Annotated in this window: 15 protein-coding genes and 2 pseudogenes; all 17 read left to right on the top strand. The window is 40.1% G+C overall.

Features of this window, described 5'->3' with window-relative positions; all coding sequences use genetic code 11:
- The first annotated feature begins 529 nt into the window (after nt 1-529).
- A complete protein-coding gene (locus CLIN57ABFB40_RS17305) occupies nt 530-862 on the top strand; it encodes a DUF1493 family protein (protein WP_175630569.1) in 333 nt (110 codons plus the stop codon).
- 85 nt (nt 863-947) lie between these two features.
- Nucleotides 948-1,512: pseudogene (locus tag CLIN57ABFB40_RS20390) on the top strand (RHS repeat-associated core domain-containing protein); the annotation flags it as partial.
- 626 nt (nt 1,513-2,138) lie between these two features.
- Nucleotides 2,139-2,630, top strand: a complete 492-nt coding sequence (locus CLIN57ABFB40_RS17315) for a hypothetical protein (protein ID WP_175631260.1) — start codon at nt 2,139-2,141, stop codon at nt 2,628-2,630.
- A gap of 111 nt (nt 2,631-2,741) precedes the next feature.
- Nucleotides 2,742-3,077 (top strand): annotated as a pseudogene (locus tag CLIN57ABFB40_RS17320) (RHS repeat-associated core domain-containing protein); the annotation flags it as partial.
- Nucleotides 3,078-3,148: 71 nt separating this feature from the next.
- Nucleotides 3,149-3,430, top strand: coding sequence for a hypothetical protein (locus CLIN57ABFB40_RS17325; protein WP_175631261.1), 282 nt, complete (start codon nt 3,149-3,151; stop codon nt 3,428-3,430).
- A gap of 1 nt (nt 3,431) precedes the next feature.
- Complete coding sequence (locus CLIN57ABFB40_RS17330; RefSeq protein ID WP_175631262.1) at nt 3,432-3,854, top strand: hypothetical protein; 423 nt, start codon at nt 3,432-3,434, stop codon at nt 3,852-3,854.
- A 1,025-nt stretch (nt 3,855-4,879) separates the two neighbouring features.
- Entirely contained in the window at nt 4,880-5,389 is a 510-nt protein-coding gene (locus tag CLIN57ABFB40_RS17335; protein WP_175630567.1) for an RDD family protein, read from the top strand.
- Nucleotides 5,390-5,457: 68 nt separating this feature from the next.
- Entirely contained in the window at nt 5,458-6,309 is an 852-nt protein-coding gene (locus tag CLIN57ABFB40_RS17340; RefSeq protein WP_254871806.1) for an RHS repeat domain-containing protein, read from the top strand.
- A complete protein-coding gene (locus CLIN57ABFB40_RS17345) occupies nt 6,299-6,748 on the top strand; it encodes a hypothetical protein (RefSeq protein WP_175631264.1) in 450 nt (149 codons plus the stop codon). Before CLIN57ABFB40_RS17340 ends, CLIN57ABFB40_RS17345 begins: the two co-directional genes overlap by 11 nt.
- 203 nt (nt 6,749-6,951) lie before the next feature.
- Nucleotides 6,952-7,284, top strand: coding sequence for a DUF1493 family protein (locus CLIN57ABFB40_RS17350; RefSeq protein WP_175631265.1), 333 nt, complete (start codon nt 6,952-6,954; stop codon nt 7,282-7,284).
- 235 nt (nt 7,285-7,519) lie between these two features.
- Entirely contained in the window at nt 7,520-9,580 is a 2,061-nt protein-coding gene (locus CLIN57ABFB40_RS17355; protein ID WP_175631266.1) for an acetate--CoA ligase family protein, read from the top strand.
- A 98-nt stretch (nt 9,581-9,678) separates the two neighbouring features.
- A complete protein-coding gene (locus tag CLIN57ABFB40_RS17360) occupies nt 9,679-13,704 on the top strand; it encodes a two-component regulator propeller domain-containing protein (RefSeq protein ID WP_175631267.1) in 4,026 nt (1,341 codons plus the stop codon).
- Nucleotides 13,705-13,747: 43 nt separating this feature from the next.
- The gene (locus CLIN57ABFB40_RS17365; RefSeq protein WP_175631268.1) at nt 13,748-15,760 is read left to right on the top strand and encodes a hypothetical protein; all 2,013 of its coding nucleotides are present in this window, start codon (nt 13,748-13,750) and stop codon (nt 15,758-15,760) included.
- Between the two features lie 64 nt (nt 15,761-15,824).
- On the top strand, nt 15,825-17,837 hold the full coding sequence (locus tag CLIN57ABFB40_RS17370; protein ID WP_175631269.1) for a glycoside hydrolase family 65 protein: 2,013 nt from the start codon (nt 15,825-15,827) through the stop codon (nt 17,835-17,837).
- 281 nt (nt 17,838-18,118) lie between these two features.
- Nucleotides 18,119-20,149, top strand: a complete 2,031-nt coding sequence (locus CLIN57ABFB40_RS17375) for a hypothetical protein (RefSeq protein WP_175631270.1) — start codon at nt 18,119-18,121, stop codon at nt 20,147-20,149.
- 165 nt (nt 20,150-20,314) lie between these two features.
- A complete protein-coding gene (locus CLIN57ABFB40_RS17380) occupies nt 20,315-23,416 on the top strand; it encodes a SusC/RagA family TonB-linked outer membrane protein (protein ID WP_175631271.1) in 3,102 nt (1,033 codons plus the stop codon).
- 16 nt (nt 23,417-23,432) lie between these two features.
- The gene (locus tag CLIN57ABFB40_RS17385; RefSeq protein ID WP_175631272.1) at nt 23,433-25,325 is read left to right on the top strand and encodes a RagB/SusD family nutrient uptake outer membrane protein; all 1,893 of its coding nucleotides are present in this window, start codon (nt 23,433-23,435) and stop codon (nt 25,323-25,325) included.
- Nucleotides 25,326-25,332: the final 7 nt, after the last annotated feature.

A 25,332-nucleotide genomic window follows, 5' to 3' on the forward strand; every position in this document is an offset into this window, starting at 1 on the left:
GAAGTTTCGTGGGAGAGCGTGTGGCAAGAGTATGGGATAGGAAAGGGTAGCAGAGATAGCAATGGGGATGATAATTCACCTTCTAAACCTCAAGTAGATAGTGTGGTGGAAACTACACCTAAGCTTGATCCTAGCACTTCTAAGGATAATGCAGATGCTTGGGAAAAATTAATAAAACTAAGAGGACCTGTCCTAACTGTGTCTACAGCACCTATTATACCTAAAAATTCAAAATTGGCAAAAGCTATATGGTCAAAAAGCCGAAGAGTTTTACAGGCTTCCAATAATACATCTATAGCTTCTTTAATTTTCAGAAAATATTTAGGAAACACTTCTACTGTCAAATGACTACCCCAAGCAACCTCTTTAGGAGGACAGTTAGGACGTGTAGCAGGAAAAATCTTGATGCCTTTAGGCGTAGCTTTTACAATATACGATGGATATAGTATTATCAAAGATTTTATAACCAGTCCATCTGATTCTTTTTTTGAGAATGCTAGAAATAATGTAACAACAATTGGAATGTATAATGAATAATAAAGACTTAATAGATTTTATCCTCAATTATTCTTGGATAAAGAATAGGGAAAAACTTAATACTTCTACTAGATTAGAAGAAGACTTGTATATATATGGTGATGATGCAGAAGAGTTTCTATGTGACTATAGCGATCGATTCTCTGTTGATATTTCGAATTTCAATTTTTCCAAGTATTTCACAAAAGAAGTTTATTTTTATTCTATTTACAAATGGCTTAATAGACATAAAGAAAAAAAGACTTTAACAATAGGAGATTTGGAAAAAGGAATTTCGGCCGGACGTTTAGATGATTATATTTTATCGAAGGAAAAAGCAGAGTAATTACATTAGAAATAGTCCCTAAAAAAACTATATTGCCCTGATTAAAGTTGACTAATCACCAATTTATATCAGGGTATGTTTTTTCACCGCAATTTTAGACAAAAAGATTACTGATATTGAGTATAATTGTTTAAATTTACCGGGTCGGATAGAATTTGAGGATGGAAACAGTATCTCTTATCTTTATGATGCCAACGGAGTGAAACTTCGTACAACGCACATGACCGGAAGTGATACTATTATTACAGATTATTGCGGCAATGTGGTCTATGAAAATGGAGTTCCGGAGAAATTTGACCGGATATGGTTATGTTTCGCTGAATAATAATAAGTATCATTACTTTATCCAAGACCATCAAGGAAACAATTGTGTGGTTGTAGACGAAGATGGAAAGGTAGAGGAAAGAAACGATTATTATCCTTTCGGTGGGCTGATGGCTTCATCTTCCGATTCTGTTCAGCCTTATAAGTATAACGGCAAGGAACTGGATAGGAAAGGTGGTTTGGATTGGTATGATTATGGGGCAAGGCATTATGATGCAGTATTGGGTAGATGGCATGTGGTGGATCCGATGGCAGAGAAATATTATTCGTTAAGTCCGTATAATTATTGTGGCAATGAACCTATTGGTAGAATTGATCCCGATGGTGCAGATTGGCGTGTTCAAACACACTACAATGAAGAAACTAAAAAAATAGAATATCATATAACTGTGAATGCTGTGCTGTATAACAATTCCAATATGCGGAACGTTGATATGCAAAAACTGGCGACCAACATAACAGAACAGATAAATAGTATATACAGTATAAATGATAATGATTTTGTTTCTAAAATGGACTTCAAATTGAGAGTGGTGAATTCTGTAGACGAAATTAATGATTCAGACCATATTCTTCAGATTGTGAATCAGCGAGATTTTAGAAACACCGGATTGAAAGAAAATAAGATAGCTGCGGATTCTTATCTATCCGGATTAGGTATCCGGTTAGGAACTGATCTTATAGCAGAGATGCAACAAGGTAGAAATGGTAGAACCGTTGCGCATGAATTGGGACATACCGGGGGGCTAGGGCATCTGAATGATGATCCACGAGATAGGAATAATTTAATGATGCAGGCTTATTATGTTTGGCTATTTAAAGGTGATTACAACAATGCTACTCAGCTAAATCATGATCAGATAAGAATGATTAGAGATAATTATATTCATAAACGCCTGCACCAAGGTTCTCCTTTACGAAGAAATTGGTGGGGTAAAAAACAATTGAGGGGATGAAAAAGATTCTGATTTTTATTACTGTGCTATTACTATTATCATGCTGTACACATGAAGGAAAAGATGTATTTTCTATTTATGTAAATTTTGTAAATAGAAAGCCAAATGATCGTAATGGTGAAGATTACATTAAATTGTGGGTAAATGATACACTATTATTTAGTGATACTTATTACACCAATTGTGTAGAAAGTACAATGACTAACATGATGGATGCCGCAAGAGGCATGCATCTTGCTGACATTGAGAAAAAGAATAGAGACAGTTTGAAAATCAGAATCCGTGCCATATCTTTAGATTCCATATTATTTGGAAATAAACGTGTACTGGATTCTACTTTTTATTACAGAATTGATCGTATTCCAGGAATGGTAATTGTAGACTCGAGGATGTGTCCGGAGGGAGAAAGAGATTCTTTTCGTCTTTTTGCCCCTGATAATAATTTCTTTTGTTGGTATATTGAAGATTTGGTAGTGGGAGGAAATTAATTTTTCGGTTTTAAAAAGTAAGATTTTATCTACTCCCTGTTTGTGTCTTACCCTGATATAAGTTGACTGAGAAAATAGTCCATTTGTGTCAGGGTATTTTATATTCTCTAATATGCTACGAATGGTAATCAGACAAAAGATTTAAATAATAAGATTACTGATATTCAATATAATTGTTTAAATTTACCGAGTCGAATCGAGTTCGAAAACGGGAATAGCATTTCTTTCTTGTATGCTGCGGACGGAGCAAAGCTCCGCACCACGCACGTGATAGGAAACGATACGACCGTTACGGACTATTGCGGCAATGTGTTCTATGAAAATGGTGTTGCCAAATTGTTGTTGACTGAGACTGGCTATGTTTCTTTGAACGATAATAAGTATCATTACTTCATTCAGGATTATCAGGGCAACAATCGTGTGGTTGCCGATGAAGACGGTATCATTCCTGTATCGTTTTTTCTAATTTGTCGCTATATTGAAGCCAAATTCTAAATGCATTAAAAGATTACTCTATTTTGATGACGTTAGGAACAACAGTTAACTTAGCTGTGACATATTTAGGAGCTTATAGATTGAAGTGGCATTTGATTTCATTATATAGAAGTACAGGGATTGTTGTGGTGAAGTTTGTTGTATCTAATAGCTCTACAATAGAGTCTGGAACAAGACCGCCGGTTCTTGGATATACTGATTTTGGGAAAAATAATATAGGGAATCGAGTAAATAAATTCTTCGAATCTGGACCAATGCCAGAGACTACACAAACTTTTCAATGGATAGAAACTTTAAAATTTTAGTATGAGTGAATTTATTTTTTCACGGATTATAGGCTTTATGCTTACCGTAATAACTTTTATTGGATGTGCGATGGATAAACCTGTAAAGGCTGATTTTGTTGGTACGTGGACCTCTAAAGACGGAGGGTTAATTGTCTTGAATGAGGATAGCACATGTCTTGTTAAAATGTTGGATATGGCTAGGCTAAATGATTATTCAGAGGAGTCATTTGCCAGTTTTGATGGCAAATGGTATATAAGAGCACAGGATGATCTTGGGCATGATGAATATAATATAGTCATAAGGCAAGATAGTTTATGTATTTATGAGCCATTTATAGTATCGGGGCAAGGTTTATTAAAAAATAGATCACCGTGGTACTTCTTTCAGTATATTGGTGACCCGGATAATTTGGATGAATATAGGTTTGTAAAAACTGAATAAAGATCTTAGTACCCACAGAGATTATATTGGATCAGTCCTAAAAACCTGTGGGTGATTAAGCGTAAACGATGAGTTATAATACTGGTACCCAATCAAGCGGTTGTCTGACATACTTAATTTATAATGCCTTAAAAGAATCTGTATTCTTACATTGCAATATTGGAATTTTTCAAAATATTATGCCCACAGGGTTTTCGGACTGACCCCATTTATGCAATACATTTGATACAAAATGAAGTGTCTCTTAGTGTAAATGTCATGAAATACGAAAGCGCCAAAGTTGGATTATGGACAGGATTTGTAGTCACAATTCTATGTATTATCAAATACTACTGGATTACCTCTAAGAAATTGCTGGAAATAGATAAAAAGTATAAACAATATTCTGTTCTAAAACGGATAATTATAAAATGGGTACTAATATTTTTTTTACATTTATTCCTGTATCGTATTTTCTAATTTGTCGCTACATTGAAGCTAAATTCTAAATGCATTACCCTGATTAAAGTTGGCTAATCACCAATTTATATCAGGGTATGTTTTTCCACCGCAATTTTAGACAAAAAGATTACTGATATTGAGTATAATTGTTTAAATTTACCGGGTCGGATAGCAATACAGAAACTACTCCTATTGATCAGAATTATCGTAAGGTAGGTAAAACACAAAAAACATCAGCAACAAAAACTGTAGATTTGAGTGTAAAAGCAAAGGGTATAATTGGGATTGAATTTAGTATCGATCTGAACCAATTATGGGATGCATTAGGTAATTTATTATTCGACAAGTAATTAAAATAAATCATTAACATGTTTAACAGATTTGTACCTCTTTTTATTGTCATTGGAATCTTTCTTATTATTTACGCATTTGCGTTAATGTTTATTGGAGATTGGGAAAATGGTATTGGATGTTTTTTCTCTGGGATCGCCGGTTTGATATTATGTAGAATAGTGCTCAAAATAAGAAAATGGTGGAGAGATTGATAATGTCAAATATGTGTATTATATAAAAAGTCAGTTGTTATGAATATAATGAATAAAAGGATTGAAGCTTTCGTTATAGATATTATTGTTTTATTTATAATGAGTTTTTCTGTTTTTCTAATAAGTGTTTGGTTTAATAATAGTATGCTTTGGATGAGTTTTGCTTTAGCTCTAATCTATAGCTTTCTGTTTTGTAAAGACGTGAATGGTGGAAGAAGTATTGGAAAACAAAGGACAGGATTGTGTATTCTTTCAGAGAAGAGTGACTCAGTTCCTTCCAATATAAGATTGATATTACGAAATATGTTCTATATTTTGTGGCCTATAGAAATAATCTTGTTTTTTTGTAACTCTGGAAAAAGGCTTGGTGATTTAGTAATGCAAACTAAAGTTGTTGCGTGCAATAAAGAATCAGATGCAGCCTTTCGACTTACACTTAAATATATCTGTTTTATTTTGGTAATGACTGTTATTTTGTTTGTTTTATTTTATTCTATTGCTAAATTGATATATGAATTTAGTCCGCTAATGCGTCTGTTGTATTCTTGACACCCGTCCTTTCGCATATGTTATGCGGAAGATCGAGTCTGAGGATTATTATCCCGTTAGTCTGCAATATGGCTAACGGGATTTTCCGAGACCATCAAGGAAACAATCGTGTGGTTGTAGACGAAGATGGAAAGATAGAAGAAAGAAACGATTATTATCCTTTCGGTGGGCTGATGGCTTCATCTGTTGGTTCTGTTCAGCCTTATAAGCATAACGGCAAGGAACTGGATAGAAAGGGCGGATTGGATTGGTATGATTATGGGGTAAGGCATTATGATACAGTGTTAGGACGGTTTATGACGATAGATCCGTTGGGAGAGAAATATCATGGATGGAGTCCGTATGCTTATTGCTTGAATAATCCAGTGAACTTGATTGATCCGGATGGGAAGGATGTAGTTATACTTATAGCAAAAGATGTGGCTGGTGGATATGGACATATGGCGGCAGTTATACAAGACAAGGATGGAAATTATTTTTATATGACAGTCGGAAATACCGATGGTCAAGCTGCAACTGCCAGTGGGATATCTTCAGGAGCTGCTGGAGGGATGACTTTGATGAAAATTTCTTTCGAAGGGACGGAGGCGACCATGGACAAAGCTATAGAAGTAGCTAAAAGCGATAAAAATAATAGTTTATATACTGATAATGTTGTACTTAAAACATCTTCTAAGATGGATAAGTCTATTTTTGAAAATGCTAAGAATTTAAAAAAGAGTTTTGAGAATGGTGATATCAAGTATAACGCAATAACTAACAATTGTGCCGATGCAGTTAAAACTGTTATTAAAAAAGGTACAGGAGTTAGTCTTTCTATGGGATTGAATCCTAAGCCAAATGAAAATTTTAAAGAAATAAAAAAGAATTTAGAAGATACCCAATCAAAAATTAACAAAAAAATTGAAGATGAAAAATAGAAATCGAATATTAATTATTATAAGTGGTATTTTATTATGTTGTACTTTATTGTTTATAATAAAACTGAATGAGGATTTGATGCGAATTAGAACTGACTGGGAGAATACATTTATTGATAGAAAGCTGTTCTTTAAATCATGTTTATTTTCTGGAAAAGTAAAAAGTAAGACTTTTATTGAAAATTCTAATCTACCTTATTCGTTAACTATTATGTTAGACTCAAATACGCTTATTCCGGAATGGGGAGAAGGAGTTTTTTATCAGTATTATGAATTTGATTCAGAAAAGAGTATGTTGATATTTTTAGTTTCTGAATATGTATATAGAAACACAGTGGAAAATGACATAATTATAAAGAAAGGAAATTCAGATTCTATTTTTATCAATGATAAAGCATATGAGTTATTGAGTAGTGAGCCCTTGAAATGGGTTCCATGATAAATATTGTCTTACGCTAATATAACGTCAGTTCGATATAAGTATTAAATTTATCCTTTTGAATATTAGGAACATAGCTGTAATCGTTTAAATGTTATAATTTGTCACCATAAATTTAATACTTTTATCGCTATGTTCCTATTTTCCAATGATATATTTATTGATTTATATCGAACTCTTGTTAACAACAATTGGAATGTATAATGAATAATAAAGACTTAATAGATTTTATCCTCAATTATTCTTGGATAAAGAATAGAGAGAAACTTAATACTTCTACCAGATTAGAAGAAGACTTGTACATATATGGTGATGATGCAGAAGAGTTTCTATGTGACTATAGCGATCGATTCTCTGTTGATATTTCGAATTTCAATTTTTCCAAGTATTTTACGAAAGAAGTTTATTTTTACTCTATATACAAATGGCTTAATAGACATAAAGAAAAAAAGACTTTAACAATAGGAGATTTGGAAAAAGGAATTTTGGCCGGACGTTTAGATGATTATATTTTATCGAAGGAAAAAGCAGAGTAATTACATTAGAAATAGTCCCTAAAAAACCTATATTGCCCTGATTAAAGTTGACTAATCATCAATTTGCATCAAAGTAATTCTTTAATTAATCAATAAGTCAGCATAAACCACATGCCTTCCTTGTTATTTCCTCTTTCATCATCTATTTCCTTCTATATTTCTCCCCTTTTTCTTTCTTTTTTCTCATAAGAAAGAATATATTTGTACCTAAGTTAAACGAAAACAAGAGTATGATATGATAACAACCCAGTTGCTTCGTCCTGAAAGCATTGTTGTAGTAGGGGCATCGAATAATGTACATAAGCCGGGTGGCGCAATATTGAAGAATTTGATAAACGGAGGTTATCAGGGAGAACTTCGGGCGGTGAACCCGAAAGAGAAGGAAGTGCAGGGAGTGCCTGCCTTTGCGGACGTGAAAGACCTGCCTGATACGGACTTGGCGGTATTGGCTGTGCCTGCCGTGATGTGTCCCGGTATTGTGGAAACATTGGCTAGTACAAAGCAAACTCGTGCGTTTATCATACTATCTGCCGGATTTGGCGAGGAAACTCATGAGGGAGCATTACTGGAAGAACAAATATTGGAAACAGTCAATAAGTACGGCGCTTCACTGATTGGCCCTAATTGCATCGGTTTGATGAACACCTGGCATCACAGTGTGTTCAGCCAGCCTATTCCTAATCTGAATCTGAAAGGAGTGGACTTAATCTCCAGTTCCGGTGCTACGGCAGTATTTATCCTTGAAAGTGCCGTGACCAAAGGCTTGCAGTTCAATTCCGTCTGGTCGGTGGGAAATGCCAAACAGATTGGTGTGGAAGATGTGTTGCAGTTTATGGATGAGAACTTCGACCCTGAAAAAGACTCCCATATCAAACTACTCTATATAGAAAGTATCCAGAATCCGGACAGATTATTGTTTCATGCTTCTTCCTTGATAAGGAAAGGATGTAAAATTGCGGCGATAAAGGCAGGAAGTTCGGAGAGCGGAAGTCGCGCGGCTTCGTCACATACGGGAGCTATTGCCAGTTCCGATTCTGCTGTCGAGGCTTTGTTCCGTAAAGCGGGGATTGTGCGTTGTTTCTCCCGTGAAGAACTGACCACCGTTGGCTGTGTATTTACTCTGCCTGAATTGAGAGGAAAGAATTTTGCCATTATCACTCATGCCGGAGGACCGGGAGTGATGCTGACAGATGCACTAAGCAAAGGCGGATTGAATGTGCCGAAACTCGAAGGTGAACTGGCGGAAGAACTGAAATCGCAACTCTTCCCCGGTGCTGCCGTTGGAAACCCGATTGATATTCTCGCTACGGGAACTCCTGAACATCTGCGCCTCTGCATAGATTACTGCGAAGAGAAATTTGAAAATATAGATGCCATGATGGCTATCTTCGGAACACCGGGGTTGGTCACCATGTTCGAGATGTATGACGTCCTACATGAGAAGATGCAGGTTTGCAGCAAACCGATTTTCCCGATCCTGCCTTCCATCAATACGGCCGGAGCGGAAGTTGCGGCATTTCTGGCGAAAGGACACGTGAATTTTGCAGATGAAGTGACATTGGGTACAGCCCTTTCACGTATCGTTAATGCCCCTAAACCGGCAGTTCCGGAAATAGAACTGTTCGGAGTAGACGTTCCGAGAATTCGCCGCATTATTGATTCTATCCCTCAAGATGGATATATCGAACCCCACCAGGTACAGGCTTTGCTTCATGCAGCCGGCATTTCTCTTGTAGATGAATTCGTTTCGGATAACAAGGAAGAAGTAGTCGCTTTCGCCCGCCGATGTGGTTTCCCGGTAGTGGCAAAGGTCGTTGGCCCCGTACATAAATCGGATGTTGGCGGAGTAGTATTGAACATCAAAAGCGAGCAACATCTGGCTTTGGAATTTGAACGTATGATGCAGATTGCTGACGCGAAGGCAATCATGGTGCAACCTATGCTAAGAGGTACGGAACTCTTTATTGGTGCGAAGTATGAAGAGAAGTTCGGACATGTAGTGCTTTGTGGTTTGGGAGGTATCTTTGTGGAAGTATTGAAAGACGTTTCTTCCGGTTTGGCTCCTCTTTCTTACGAAGAGGCTTATTCGATGATTCATTCTTTGCGCGCCTATAAGATAATCCAGGGGACACGCGGACAGAAAGGAGTGAATGAGGATAAATTCGCGGAAATTATAGTCCGTCTTTCTACCTTGCTCCGATTTGCGACAGAAATCAAAGAAATGGATATAAACCCGCTTCTGGCTACAGAGAAGGCTGTTGTAGCTGTCGATGCCCGTATCAGAATAGAGAAATAAGACGATTTTTTCATTCATTGGGACGTATTTATCATCTTCCCGTTGTTATTTTGCCTACATTTGGTAACTCAAACGGGAAGATAGAAAACACGTATGTTATGAAAAAAGCACTGATACTTTTACTCTGTTTTATTTGCTACCAGATAAGCTGCCATGCACAAGTGGCGGACGAGCATTATTATTTCAAAAACCTGAGCGTGCAGAACGGGTTATCCCAAAATACAGTCAATACGATTTTGCAGGATAAGCAAGGATTTATGTGGTTCGGTACGAAAGACGGGCTAAACAGATATGACGGTTTGTCGTTCCGCAAATTCAAGCACGATGACCGTAGCCAACGAAGTATCGGCAACAATTTTATCACAGCGCTTTATGAAGACGAGAAAGGAAATATCTGGGTAGGCACGGATGTGGGGCTTTATATTTATTATCCGGAAAAGGACTTCTTCGAGCATTTCACCGGACTGAGTGCGGAAAATACGAAAATAGAACATACCGTGACTGCAATCTCCGGCGACAATCAAGGGTGTGTCTGGGTGGCGGTAGAATCTCAAGGCCTCTTCTGCTATGAACTGGAAAAAGAGAAACTTCGGAACTATACGTTAGAGAATTTCTCTTTTCTTACCACTAATGTGCAGACTTTCGCCTTTGATAATAGCGGAACCCTTTGGATAGGCTGTTACGGTGATGGTCTTTTCTATTCGAAAGACCGTCTGAAAACGCTCCATCCATATATCTCTCCGGTAGATAATAAAGAAACCTATGCGAACGATGTAGTAATAAGTCTCGTGAAAGGGGCATACAACTGCCTGTATGTCGGCTCTTTGAAAGGTGGAGTGAAGGAACTGAACCTAACCTCAAACAAATTGCATGATTTGCTCTTGGCAGATGAGAATGGAGAATCTGTATTTTGTCGTGAACTGCTGGTGGCTTCCGACAATGAGCTGTGGATTGGCGCAGAGTCAGGACTTTATATTTATAATCTCCGGCTGGGGAAATTTGTTCACTTGCGCAGTTCAATCAATGACCCTTACTCCTTGTCCGATAATGCTATTTATTCGCTGTGCAAAGATCGTGAAGGTGGCATCTGGATTGGTTCTTATTTTGGCGGCGTAAACTATTACCCCCGTTTCTATACGAATTTTGAGAAATATTATCCGAAAGGGACAGAAAACGGGCTGCATGGAAAGCGGGTACGTGAATTCTGCCAGGATAATCAGGGAATCTTGTGGATTGGCACGGAAGACGGCGGCCTAAACTGCTTTAACCCGAAGACCAAGACTTTCTCTTTCTTCACGCCGAGCAATGCCTTTACGAACGTGCACGGATTGTGCCTGATTGGCGACCATCTTTGGGTGGGAACTTTCTCGAAAGGGGTGAAAGTGGTAGACACACGCACGGGAGCTATTGTGAAAACATACCGGAAAACAGATTCACCGCGTTCTTTGATAGATAATAGTGTTTTCTCTATTTGCCGGACAACGACGGGAGATATTTATTTGGGCACATTATTCGGCCTGCTGCGTTATGATAAGCAGTCTGACGATTTTGACCGGATTCCGGAACTGAACGGCCGGTTTGTATATGATATCAAAGAAGACTCCGGCGGAAACCTCTGGCTGGCAACTTATGCAAACGGTGCTTACTGTTATAATGTGAGTGAGAAGAAATGGAAGAATTACCTGCATGATGAAAGCAACCCAAAAAGCCTTCCTTACGACAAGGTAGTGAGTATCTTCGAGGATTCCCACCGGCAGGTTTGGCTCACGACACAGGGCGGCGGTTTCTGTTTGTTCCATCCGGAGACGGAAACCTTCACCAGTTATAATCTGGCGGACGGATTGCCAAACGACGTCGTTTATCAGATTGTAGAAGACAAGGACGGACTTTTCTGGCTGACAACTAATAATGGCTTGGTATGTTTCCAGCCTACCACCGGAGCTATGAAAGTATATACCACTTCCAACGGTTTGCTGGGCGACCAGTTCAATTATCGTTCAAGTTTTGAAACGGAAGACGGTACAATCTATCTGGGAAGTATCGACGGTTTTGTGGCTTTCAATCCCAAGAACTTTTCAGAGAACAAGTCGCTTCCGTCTATCGTGATTACAGATTTTCTGCTCTTTGGCAAAGAAGTGTATGTAGGCGAACCGGGTTCTCCGTTGGAGAAGAGCATCACCTTTTCCGACGAACTTGTACTTCAATCCAATCAGAACTCTTTCTCTTTCCGTGTGGCGGCACTGGATTTCCAGGCTCCAAGAATGAGCAAGATAATGTATAAGCTAGACGGCTTTGACGCAGACTGGCTGACAGTAGGCGAGAGCCCTATTGTCACTTACTCCAACCTGCGGTATGGCGATTACACTTTCCGGGTGAAGGTTTCCAATAGTGACGGGGTATGGAATGAAGAAGGAATAACCTTGAAAGTACATATTCTTCCGCCTTTCTATCTTTCCGTCTGGGCTTATATTGTGTATGTATTGTTGATTATAGGTTGTTCCTTGTATGTGGTTATGTATTTCAAGAGACGTAGTAATAGGAAGCATCGTCGGCAAATGGAGATATTCGAACAGGAAAAGGAACGCGAAGTATATAATGCGAAGATTGACTTTTTTACGAATGTGGCCCATGAGATACGTACTCCGTTGACATTGATTAAAGGTCCGTTGGAAAATATCATACTAAAGAAACAGGTGGATACGGAAACCCGCGAGGACTTGAACGTCATGAAGCAGAATACGGAACGGTTGTTGAACCTGACCAATCAGTTGCTTGATTTCCGCAAGACGGAGAGACAGGGATTCCGACTGAACTTTGCGAAGTGTAATATAACGGAAGTACTGAAAGAAACGCATGTGCGCTTCACTTCCCTTGCCAAGCAGAAAGGGTTGGATTTCACCTTGCAGATGCCGGAAAAGGACTTTTATGCCCATGTTAATCAGGAAGCATTTACGAAAATCATCAGCAATTTGCTGAACAACGGGGTGAAATATGCGGAAAGTTACGTGCATATATCGCTGGAAGTGCCGGATAAGGACGGAGGAAATTCATTCCGTATCTGCACGGTGAACGACGGGGTAATCATTCCTGATGCAATGAAAGAGGAGATATTTAAGCCTTTTGTTCGTTTCAACGAGCAGGAGAATGGAAAAGTAACTACCGGAACCGGCATCGGACTGGCTCTCTCTCGCTCACTTGCCGAACTGCATCAAGGGACTTTGACTATGGGAAAAGGGGAGGAGAATAATACTTTCTGTATGACTTTGCCGATAGTACAGGATACGACAATCACCCTGATATCGGAAGTGGAAGTGGAAACTGATAAAATGAACGAAGCTCCTGCAGAACAAATAGTAGAAAAGGATAACCGCCCGACTTTGTTGGTAGCGGAAGATAATCCGGATATGCTTGCCTTTGTGGTTCGCCAACTGTTGAAAGATTACACGGTGCTGACAGCTACCAATGGCGCGGAAGCATTGCGTGTACTGGACGGCAATTATGTGAATCTGGTGATAAGTGATGTCGTGATGCCTGTAATGGATGGCTTCGAACTGTGCAAGACGATTAAGTCGGATTTGAATTACAGCCATATCCCTATTATACTGCTGACCGCAAAGACTAATATACAATCGAAGATAGAGGGAATGGAGCTGGGTGCGGATGCCTATATTGAAAAGCCCTTCTCTGTGGAATACTTGCAGGCATGCGCTTCCAATCTTATTCAGAACAGGGAGAAGTTGCGCCAGGCTTTTGCGGAATCTCCTTTTATAGCAGCTAATACAATGGCATTGACGAAAGCTGATGAAGAGTTTATCAAGAGACTGAACGAAGTTATCCAGATTAATTATGCCAATCCTGAGTTCAGTATGGATGATATGGCAGATAACTTGAATATGAGCCGTTCTAACTTCTATCGGAAAATTAAAGGAGTGCTGGATCTCAGCCCGAATGAGTTCCTTCGTCTGGAGCGTCTGAAAAAGGCTGCCCAATTGCTGAAAGAGGGTGAAAACAGGGTCAATGAAATCTGCTATATGGTAGGGTTTAATTCCCCGTCCTACTTTGCAAAATGTTTCCAGAAGCAGTTCGGAGTGTTGCCAAAGGACTTTACGAATGTAAAGGAGTAGCGGTTTGTTTTTGAGTAGAAGTGTTTTAATAATGCAATAAGATATGATGACTAGGCAAAAGACAATGTGGTTCATCGTGCTGATATGTTGGTTCGGCACAAACCTTTTATATGCCGGTGGAGTTGCACGATGGACTATCGCCTCACCGGATAGTATTTATTGGAAGATAAACGGCATTCATAATGACCATATTGAGATGAGTGGTTTGAAAGTTTCGAGTGTATTGCGTTATGGCATTAATGCAGCAGGGGAATGGGTGATTGACCGGAATATGGTTCTGCCGACTTTCCGTACTATTCCTAATGACACTCATGGTAGTTTGCAGCATCATTTCAATGGAGACTGGGCGCACCTGTGTCTTGTGAACGGACAGCCGTTGGTAGGCGAAAAGGTGGAAACCGTATCTTTAAGCGGGGTTATGACTGTGAAAAGCATATATGGAAATAGAGGTGTTTCGCTGACACGCACGCTTTTTCCTTCTACATCACAGCCGGCTTTTTGTGAGAAATATGAATTGGAGAATGTGACCGAACATCCGTTAACCCTCCAATTTCCAGCGAATACTCTTTCTTATCATACAGATGAGGCTAAAGGAGTGGAAGGCAGTTATACATTAACGGCTGTTCTTTCATCTCCGATTGGAGAAGGTACTTTTCAGTTAAAAGCCGGAGAGAAGGCTTGGTTTCAAGTGATTTATGCAGGATATAAAAAGAATGGACGGGTGTTGGCACTGGATGTTGATAAAGAGCTCGTTGCACGACGGGAATTCTTGCGGCAAGTACAGGGTAATCTGGTGCTTGAGACTCCGAGTGATGTGATCAATACAATGTTCTCGTTTGCCAAGATACGCGGTTCGGAAAGTATATTTGATACAAAAGGCGGATATATGCAAAGTCCGGGTGGGGAAGCTTATTATGCTGCTATCTGGGCGAATGATCAGGCGGAATACATCAATCCGTTTTTCCCTTATTTGGGCTATCAGGCGGGAAACCGTTCGGCAATGGATTCGTTCGGTTTATTTATGCGCTACATGAATGACGAGTATAAGCCTTTGCCCTCATCTATAATCGCAGAGGGGATAGATTATTTTGGTGTGGCGGGCGACCGTGGAGATGTGGCGATGGTCGCTTATGGTGCGGCACGTTATGCTTTGGCGTCCGGTAACCGTCACGAGGCGGAAAAATTATGGGCATTGATTGAATGGTGTCTGGAGTATTGCAACCGGAAACTGAATGCTGAAGGAGTAGTGGAATCTGACTCCGATGAATTGGAAAACCGTTTCCCTGCGGGGAAAGCCAACTTATGTACCTCTTCATTGTATTATGACGCCCTCATTTCTGCTGTTTATTTGGGAAAGGCACTGAAGAAAGATCGTGAATGTATAAAATCCTATCAGGACAAGGCTGCTGAGCTTTATAAAAATATTGATAGATATTTTGCCCATAATGTAGAAGGTTATGAGACATATCGTTATTACGATGGCAATACGGTGCTTCGTTCATGGATTTGTATTCCGTTGACTATGGGAATTTACAATCGGGCAGAGGGTACTGTGTCTGCCCTGTTCTCAGATAAGTTATGGATGGAGAACGGTTTGCTTACTCAATCGGGCACTTCTACGTATTGGGACCGCTCCACGCTCTATGCTTTTCGGGGAGCTTATTCTTGTGGCGCCAGAGAGATAGCTACCGAATATCTGGAAAAATATTCTGTAACCCGTTTGCTGGGCGACCATGTTCCTTATGCGGTAGAAGCATGGCCGGAAGGGAATCAACGCCATCTATCAACAGAAAGCGCTTTATATTGCCGTATTATGACAGAAGGCTTGTTTGGCATACGTCCCATTGCGCTGGATGCTTTCAAACTGACGCCGCAACTTCCGGAAACTTGGAATACAATGTCTTTGAAACGCATTTGTGCATTTGGCGCAACATTTGATATTGAAGTGAAACGTAACAAGGGTAACGCATTACTGGTTCTGATAAAAAAGGGAAATAAGGTTATGGGAAAATACAAGGTTGAGAATGGGAAGTCAATCGAAGTGCGTATTAAATGAACAAAACAAGCAATACAGACTATTTTTGCAGTAAATGTCGTTAACTAATTAAATATGCTATTATATGAAGAATCTATTTATTGTATTTTTTTGTCTGGTATCAGCTTTGACTATAAAGGCAAACGGACAAGATAATTTGTGGAAAATACAGGCTACTGATTATTACGGAACTTATTTTGGAGCAGCAGTAGCGAATGGTGGTATCGGTATCTTGCCGTGGAAAGAACCTTTCTCTGTTCGTCATGTCATGTTGAATCATGTATTTGATGCTGCCGCTCCTCAAGACGTGAGTCGTGTGTTGCGAGGAATCAACCCGTTCAATTTGCAAATGCAGATTGACGGACAGAGAGTGAGTGGTGATAATATTTCGGGGTGGGGACAGTGCATAGATATGAAAGCCGCCACGCACGATACACATTTTACTTATGGTGGAAAAGCGGATATCTCTTATAGTATCTGTGCCTTGAGGAATATACCTTATGCGGGACTGGTGCGTGTAGAGGTGGCTGCATTGGAAGATATGTATTTATCAGTGGAAAATCCCATTGAAGTACCTGATGAATATAAGAATCCCGGTTCAAAACAAGTGAGTGTGAATGTCGATGGAAACGAACTGAAAATAGTACGTACCTGGGCTTTATCCAAATACCGTGAACAGAAAGTATCAGCTTCTTCCGCTTTTATTTATGATAAGAATCCAAACTTGCAACAACAATCTGACGGAACCAGTCGAATCTCTATTTCATTAAAAAAAGGAGAAAAATTTTCTTTCGCTTTATTAGGCTCTGTCTGTACCGGACGTGATTTTATAGACCCGTATAATGAATCGGACCGTGAAGTGATTTATGGTGCGAAAGAAGGTTTGAACCGCCTGATGAATGGACATCGGAAACTTTGGAATGAGCTGTGGGAAGGAGATATTATGATTGAGGGAGATGACGAGGCGCAGCGTGCCGTACGTTTTGCTCTTTATAATCTTTACTCTAATGCACGCAAGGGAAGCCGCCTGAGTATTTCTCCTTTCGGGCTTTCTGCCCAAGGATATAACGGGCATATTTTCTGGGATACCGAGTTTTGGATGTATCCGCCTATGCTTTTCATGAATCAGGGCATTGCAAGGACAATGATGGATTATCGTACTGACAGACTGGAAGCCGCTTGTCAGAGAGCATTGAGCTATGGGTATGATGGAGCTATGTTTCCTTGGGAAAGTGATGATGCCGGAGAAGAGTCATGTCCGACTTGGGCATTGACCGGAACTTTTGAACATCATATCACTGCTGATATTGCTATCGCAGCCTGGAATTACTACTGTATGAGTGGTGATAAACGGTGGTTGCGAGAAGAAGGTTTCCCTTTGATGGAGAAAGTGGCGGAATTTTGGGTAAGTCGTGTAGAAAAGAATGAGGATGGTTCTTATTCGATTCGCAATGTGGTGTGTGCCGATGAATATGCTGAAGGGGTGGATGATAATGCATTTACCAATGGTGCCGCTATGCGTGCTTTGCAAGATGCTGCTAAAGCTGCTGTGGTATGCGGTGTTAAGGCACCTGCAATCTGGAAAGAGATAGCCTCGAAGTTACGGCTCCCGAAATTCGAGAATGGAGTGACTATGGAGTATGAAGGCTATAATGGGCAGACAATAAAACAAGCGGATGCCAATTTGCTGGTATATCCATTAAATCTGATAACCCGTCCTGAAGAAATCCGTAAGGACTTGGAGTATTATGAAGATAAAATAGATAAAACTGGACCGGCAATGTCTTTCTCTGTGTTGGCTTTGCAATATACACGCCTTGGCGAAGGCGATAAAGCTTATGACTTGTTTGTGCAAAGTTTCCGTCCTAACCAGTTACCCCCGTTTGGTGTTATTTCCGAAGGTGCAGGAGGTACGAATCCTTATTTTGTAACTGGTGCGGGAGGACTTTTACAAACTGTCATTAATGGATTTTGTGGTTTGGAAGTTACAGATAATGGCATCAAGCAGCTTTTCTCAAAATTGCCGAAACATTGGAAGAAATTAACAATAACGGGAGTGGGACCGGATAGAAAGACTTATGTCCGGATGCAAAAATAACATTGTTAAATCCTAGTGTAATGAGTATATATGTCTAGCGTGGTGGGCATATATATTCATTGCGATAGCCATATATATCTATTGCAGTATACATATATACACACTGTATGAAACATTACGCATTGATTTTTACTTTCATTTGGCTCGATTGAGACTAAACTTTCATTTATTGACCTGTTTTTAATATCTAAAATAAGTGTAAACCCCTATTTTTGCTGCAGTAATAACTTAGTATTAACACAGAACCAGTATCCTTTACTGATTCATATAATTAGGTTTGCATGAATTTTAAATGTTTGTTTTGCGGGGCGCTTATTACACTGTATGTCGGAGTTGCTGAAGCTGTCAACTATGTTCCGGAAAATATTTCAGCGTCCATATCGTTGAAAGTGCCGGGAAATGTAGCTGAAAGATATTCACTAGACTTACAGCAATTGGGGAATGACCGTTCATCCTATTTATTGGAAGCTTCTGAAAGCATTCCGGTTACAATCACTCAGAGGGTGGCAGATGTAAATGGAAAATTACGGGTAAATGTCTGTATAACAGCACTCGAAGATGTTTATTTTAATTATAGTCAACGGCTATCAACAGGCTATCGTCATGATGATTGTCAATTTTATATGCCGGGTTTCTGGTATCGTAGGAATCTCCGTTCTCCTAAAGATGCGCCTTCGTTCCATTCTTCAGATAGTTGGTTGGTGCGTGAAGACAGACTAAGCGCACCGCTTACAGGTGTTTATTCGGAAAAAGAAAAACACTTTGTGACTGTGAGCCGTATCGATAAGTTTGCAGACGAAGCCTTGAGCACTCATCGGGAAGGAGAAATTATCCTTTCAGGTAAAACGTCTCTAGGATTTACCGGATTTGAGAATCAAAACGGAATAACTGCGCTCTCTTTTGGCTTTCCTTATCGTGAAGCTCCCAAGAGTTATATTCGTAAGTTGACATTGGCACCTGCGGCAGAAGCTTTTCAATTCTTGAAAAAGGGGGAAACTGTTTTATTAACGTGGGAGATTCTGGAGAATAAAGCTGATGATTATTCTGATTTTATACGCCATGCATGGGAATATAGTTATGACACTTATGGACCTAAACCTGTGGAGACTCCTTATTCCATAACGAATATGAAGCAAGTTCTTAGTGGATTCTTTGTAAGTAGTTTCGTAGAAGGACATCCGTTGGTTTATAATTCGGGAATACATCTAATGACAGAAAATTGCCAGAGTAACGGGCAGGCGGAAGTAGGTTTCATTGGTCGTGTGCTTCTTAATGCATTCAATGCTTGGGAATATGGTTGCCAATCTGATAGAGAGGATTTGAAAGCAAATGGTATGAAAGTGTTTGATAGCTACTTGAAGAACGGCTTTACTCCGGTCGGTTTCTTCAAAGAGTCGGTCGATTTTGATAAAGGGACTGAAGATCCCATACACAGTATTCGTCGCCAATCAGAGGGAGTTTATGCAATGCTTCATTATCTTGCTTATGAGAAAGAAAACGGTCGCCGTCATCCTGAGTGGGAACAGAAGATAAAGAAAATGCTTGATATATTCTTGCAACTGCAACAGGCTGACGGTAGTTTCCCCCGCAAGTTTCGTGATGATTTTACGATAGTAGACAATAGTGGAGGGAGTACTCCTTCGGCCACATTGCCGCTGGTGATGGGATACAAATATTTCAAGGATAAGCGATACCTTGCCAGTGCTAAGTTAACGGCTGATTATCTGGAAAAAATATTGATTTCTAAAGCCGACTATTTCTCGTCTACACTTGATGCCAACTGCGAAGACAAGGAGGCATCTCTGTATGCTGCTACGGCTACCTATTATCTTTCATTGATTACAAAAGGAGACGAGCACCGGCATTATGCAGACCTGACGAAGAAAGCTGCTTATTTTGCCTTGTCATGGTATTATGTATGGGATGTTCCTTTTGCGCAGGGACAGATGTTGGGAGATATTGGTCTGAAAACCCGCGGTTGGGGCAATGTGTCGGTGGAAAACAACCATATTGATGTATTTGTGTTTGAGTTTGCTTCTGTGTTGCGATGGCTGTCAAAGGAATATGCAGAACCCCGCTTCTCACAATTTGCAGAAGTTATTTCTACCTCTATGCGTCAACTTCTGCCTCATGAGGGACACTTATGCGGAGTGGCTAAGTCTGGTTACTATCCGGAAGTTGTTCAGCACACAAATTGGGATTATGGGAAAAACGGGAAAGGATATTATAATGATATCTTTGCACCGGGTTGGACGGTAGCTTCTTTGTGGGAGTTGTTCACGCCGGGGCGTGCGGAGTACTTCTTGAAATGACATAAATAGGTCAGAAAATATATCTATTATATTTTAATTTGATTTTGAACAATTTCTTTTAATTATTGGATTATTTGTTTTATTACATATTGTATTGGTTGCCTACTTTTGCTCTCACTCGGTTAGAGATAAAGTATTTATTATGAGATTTTTAAATTTAATATTATGGATTTGAAGAAAGCATTGTTTGTTTGCTTGTTGTTGTACTATGGAACAAGTGCCAACTCCGCTTTACCTGTACATTCTATGGCTGGTAAGACGAATCTGTCGGAGCAGGCGAAAGGTATTCGTATTAGTGGTACGATAACCGATAAGGACAAGAATCCTCTTCCTGGTGTGAATATACGCGTTATGGAAGAAGGGGGCACTGGAGTGATAACGGATATGGACGGACATTTCTATATGGATGTGCCGAGTAAAAGTTCCGTAATTGAGATTTCCTATATAGGATTTAAACCCCAGCAAATAAAAGTTGGGAGCAAGATTAACTTTGATGTGATTCTTGAGGAAGATATTGAAGCGCTGGACGAAGTGGTAGTTACGGGATATGGTAGCCAGAAAAAAATGTCGGTTATCGGTTCTATCGAAACATTACAGCCGAAGAAGTTACAGGTGGGTTCTTCACGTTCTGTTACTAATAACCTGGCGGGACAAATTGCCGGTGTGATAGCTGTTCAGCGTTCTGGTGAACCTGGGTACGATTCTTCTAATTTCTGGATTCGTGGTATTGCCTCTTTCTCTGGCGGACAGTCGCCACTAGTACTGGTTGATGGAATTGAACGTGATCTAAATCATATCGATCCGGCGGAAATAGAATCATTCTCTGTATTGAAAGATGCTTCGGCAAGTGCTATGTATGGTGTGCGTGGTGCGAACGGTGTGATTGTTATTAATACAAAACGTGGTAAGATAGGTGCTCCTTCTGTGAATCTTCGGGTGGAACATTCTATTGCAGAACCTACAAAACTTCCTGAGTTTATTGGTGCGGCCGATCATATGGCATTATTGAATGAACTTACGGAAGACAGGACACGTTTGCCATTCAGCCAGGAGCAGATTGACAGGACTCGTTATGGATATGACCGGGATTTGTATCCGGATGTAAATTGGCTGGAGCAAATAACGAAAGATTACGCCTACTCTACTCGTGCTAATTTAACAGTGTCGGGTGGATCCGATTTTCTCCGGTACTCATTGGTCGGTTCTTATTTCGGTGAGAAAGGAATTATGGAAACGGACAAGACATTGCCTTATGACACCGGTATGAAGCTGACCCGTTATAATATGCGTGCCAATGTCGATTTGGATGTTACCAAGACGACAGTACTGCGTTTGAATGTCGGTGGTTTCTTGCAAACGCACCGTAAGCAGGCTTTTAGTACGGACGATGCTTTCGACAGGGCATTTATAACTTCTCCTTTTGTGCACCCTGCTCGTTATTCTGACGGAACAATTCCTATCATGAACATCAATGGAGTCAATCCTTGGGCTGCCGTGACACAAAGTGGATATGATGTGGTTACAGCTTCACAGATTCAATCTTTGTTTGCTGTCGAGCAGAACCTGAAAATGATAACTCCGGGATTGAAAGCGAAAGTGTCATTCTCGTTCGACCGCTGGAATCAGAGTTCGATAACCAGAGGCAAGAATGCGACTTACTATACTATTGCTACCGGTCGTGATATAGAGGGTAACCTGATTCATTCGGTGTTGAAATACGGAGATGATTCTTTGGGACATGGCAATAAAGGTGAATATGGAAATTCGAGGGTCTACTTTGAAGGAACGCTGACTTATGCACGTACTTTCGGAAAACATGATGTGGATGCATTGTTCCTGTATAATCAGCAAAGTTTTGACAACGGTAGTGTACAGCCTTATAGAAAGCAAGGTATTGCGGGGCGTCTTTCTTATACATTCGATAGCCGCTATGTGACGGAGTTTAACTTTGGTTATAACGGTTCGGAGAATTTTGCCAAAGGAAAACGTTTCGGATTTTTCCCATCTCTTGCAGTTGGTTGGCTTATATCCGAAGAACCTTTTATGGATAAGTTCAGAAATACTTTGAGTAAATTGAAATTAAGAGGATCTATAGGAAAAGTTGGTAATGATGACATTGGTGGACGACGTTTTGCCTATATGACAACATTGAAGACAGATGCAGACACATATCACTGGGGTGATACAGGGCAGATTGAACGTAAAGGTATTTCTGAAGGAGAAGTAGGGGTGGAAAACCTTACGTGGGAGACTGCATTAAAAATGAATCTTGGAGTAGAACTGGGCTTATGGAATGAACTGGAACTGCAAGTAGATGTATTTAAAGAAAAGCGTACTAATATTTTCATGCAACGTAAGATTATTCCGTCACAAACTGGATTCTTGACAAATCCATGGGCTAACTTTGGTGAAGTGACTAATCGTGGTGTGGAATTCTCTTTGAATTATAATAAACAAATCAATAAAGATTGGTTTATAGGTTTCCGTTCTAACTTCACTTATGCTATCAACCGTGTGGACGAGTATGATGAACCGGAATCTGTGGTAGGTACGTATAAGGGGCTGACAGGACGTTCATTGAATACTTTGTGGGGGTTGCAGGCAGAAAGACTGTTTACAGCAGATGACTTTGATGCGGATGGTAATTTAAAATTCGGTATACCGACACAAGATGTAGGAGCTTCCAGGGTTCGTCCGGGTGATATTAAATATGTGGATATGAACGGTGATGGTTTCATTACTGATGCAGATGAAGGTTATATTGGCGGAACTGTAGACCCGCGCATTGTTTATGGATTCGGTGGCAATATAAATTACAAGAATTGGGACTTGAATTTCTTCTTTCAAGGGACAGGCGATACTTATCGTGTAATCGGTAATACTACATACTTTATTCCGGGTAGCGGACAAACGTTGCAAGGAAATGTCTATTCCAACTATAATGACCGATGGACAGAAGAGAACCCTTCTCAGGATGTATTTTGGCCTAGATTGTCGGAACAACCTAATAGACAGAATTACCGGACTTCTACTTGGTGGAAAAAGAACATGCGTTTTATGCGCCTGAAAACACTGGAGTTGGGATACACTTTGCCGAAGTCTTTCACTGAAAAGATACATTCCAAATCGATTCGTTTTTATGTGAGTGGTAATAACTTGTTCTGTTTCTCCCCGTTCAAATTATGGGACCCGGAACTGGATACTGATACGGGTTTGCGCTATCCGGCTATGCGTTCCGTTATGTTTGGAGTTGACCTGAATTTCTAACTTTAAAAAGACAATCATGAAATTAAGAAAATATATAGTTGCCGGATTGATAGGCATCGTATCGTTGGGTTCTTGTACGTATCTTGACAAAGAACCGGATACGGAGATTAATATAGACATGGTCTTTGAAAATAAGACAAAGGTAGAATCTTGGCTGGCTAATGTATACAGTCGTATTCCTAATCCGGGAAATGATTGGTTGAATACATATGGATGGGAAGTATTTGCGGATGACCTGACTGCTTCCGCACGCTGGCAACAGTGGGACTGGCCTAATATCACTAAGATTCTTGGTGGATGGACGCCTAATACGCAATGGGCAGGTAATTTCTGGGATGGTCTTCCTCGGAAAATACGCCAGGCTTACATATTTATTGAGCGGGTGCATGCATTGCCTGAGGCCGATTTGCCACAGAAAGAAGTGGATTATATGAAAGCGGAAGCGCGTTTCCTTGCAGCTTATTATTGGTGGCAATTGTTGGAGACTTATGGACCGATTCCTTTTAGACCCAATTACATTGCTCCTACTGACTTTACTCTTTCGGACTTAATGGTGGGACAGAGACCGTTTGACGAGATTGTCAGCCATTTGGATAATGAAATGCTGGAAGCGGCAAAGCAACTGCCGCCCGTATGGCAAAGTGTAGAGAAATATGGTCGTATTACTTCCGTTATGTGTCTGACTATTCGTGCAAAAATGTTATTGTTTGCTGCCAGTCCGCTTGTGAATGGTAATGAGTGGTACATCGGGCATAAGAATAAGGAGGGAGAAGAACTGTTTAATTCTACTTACAGTCAGGAAAAATGGGTCAAGGCTGCTGAGGCATGTAAACTTTTGCTTGATGAGGCAGAACAGGCTGGTTACCGTTTGTATGTGGAATATAATGCAGAAGGAGAGATTGACCCTTTCATTTCGCTTGAAAATGTTTGGTTTACCAAGTTTCAGGATGGAAATAAGGAAATTTTATTCCCTTACACAAAGCAGGATGCTTATCAAAGTTATCAGTTCTATACCAATAAGGCTGTGACTAAGGAGTATGGTGGAGGAAATGGTTTGGGAGTATATCAAGGGCTGGTAGATGCTTTCTTTATGAAGAACGGGCTTCCGATAACGAATAACAATGCAAAATATGTGGAAGAAGGTTTTTCTTCAGAAAAAGAGACAAGAGCCACTGAGTGGACAGGTGGAACAGGACAAAAGGGAGAAGTGACTGCAGAAGGGACTTATAATATGTATTGCAACCGTGAACCGCGTTTCTATACAACAGTAAGTTATAATGGTTCTTGGTATGCCTTAGCCGGACGTAAATATGAGTTCTTTAAGAACCAAAAAGATAACGATTACACACACGATGCTCCTCAAAATGGTTATTTGGTTCGTAAAAAAGTATATCCTCAGGATAATCCGAAGAATGGCAGTTATAAATGGCGGCAAATGTTCTTGTACCGTTTATCAGCTTCTTTCCTTGATTATGCCGAAGCAATCAATGAGGCTTATGATAATAAAGTATCCCGTGAGGAAGCATTGAAATATGTAAATAAGGTGCGTGAACGTGCAGGTGTGCGGCAGTATACATTAAATACTGTTTCATTGGATGACCCTAAATATATTCATGTAGATGACAATCAGCTGGCAGTACGTGAGGTAGTTCGTATGGAACGGCGTGTTGAACTTTGTTGCGAAGGCTCACGCTGGTCGGATATCCGCCGTTGGAGAATCGTTGAGAGTCTTCCTGAAATGTGTGGAGATGACTATGGCATGAATTATGGTGGAACGAACAGTAATGAGTTCTATAAGAGAACTGTATTCCAAACGCGTGTATGGAAAAAGGCAATGTATTGGATGCCGGTATATTTCGAGGAGATAAATAAGAATCCTAACCTTGTTCAGGCTCCTTTCTGGAATTAATTAAATG

The organism is Bacteroides acidifaciens, assembly GCF_903181435.1.
Lineage (GTDB): Bacteria > Bacteroidota > Bacteroidia > Bacteroidales > Bacteroidaceae > Bacteroides.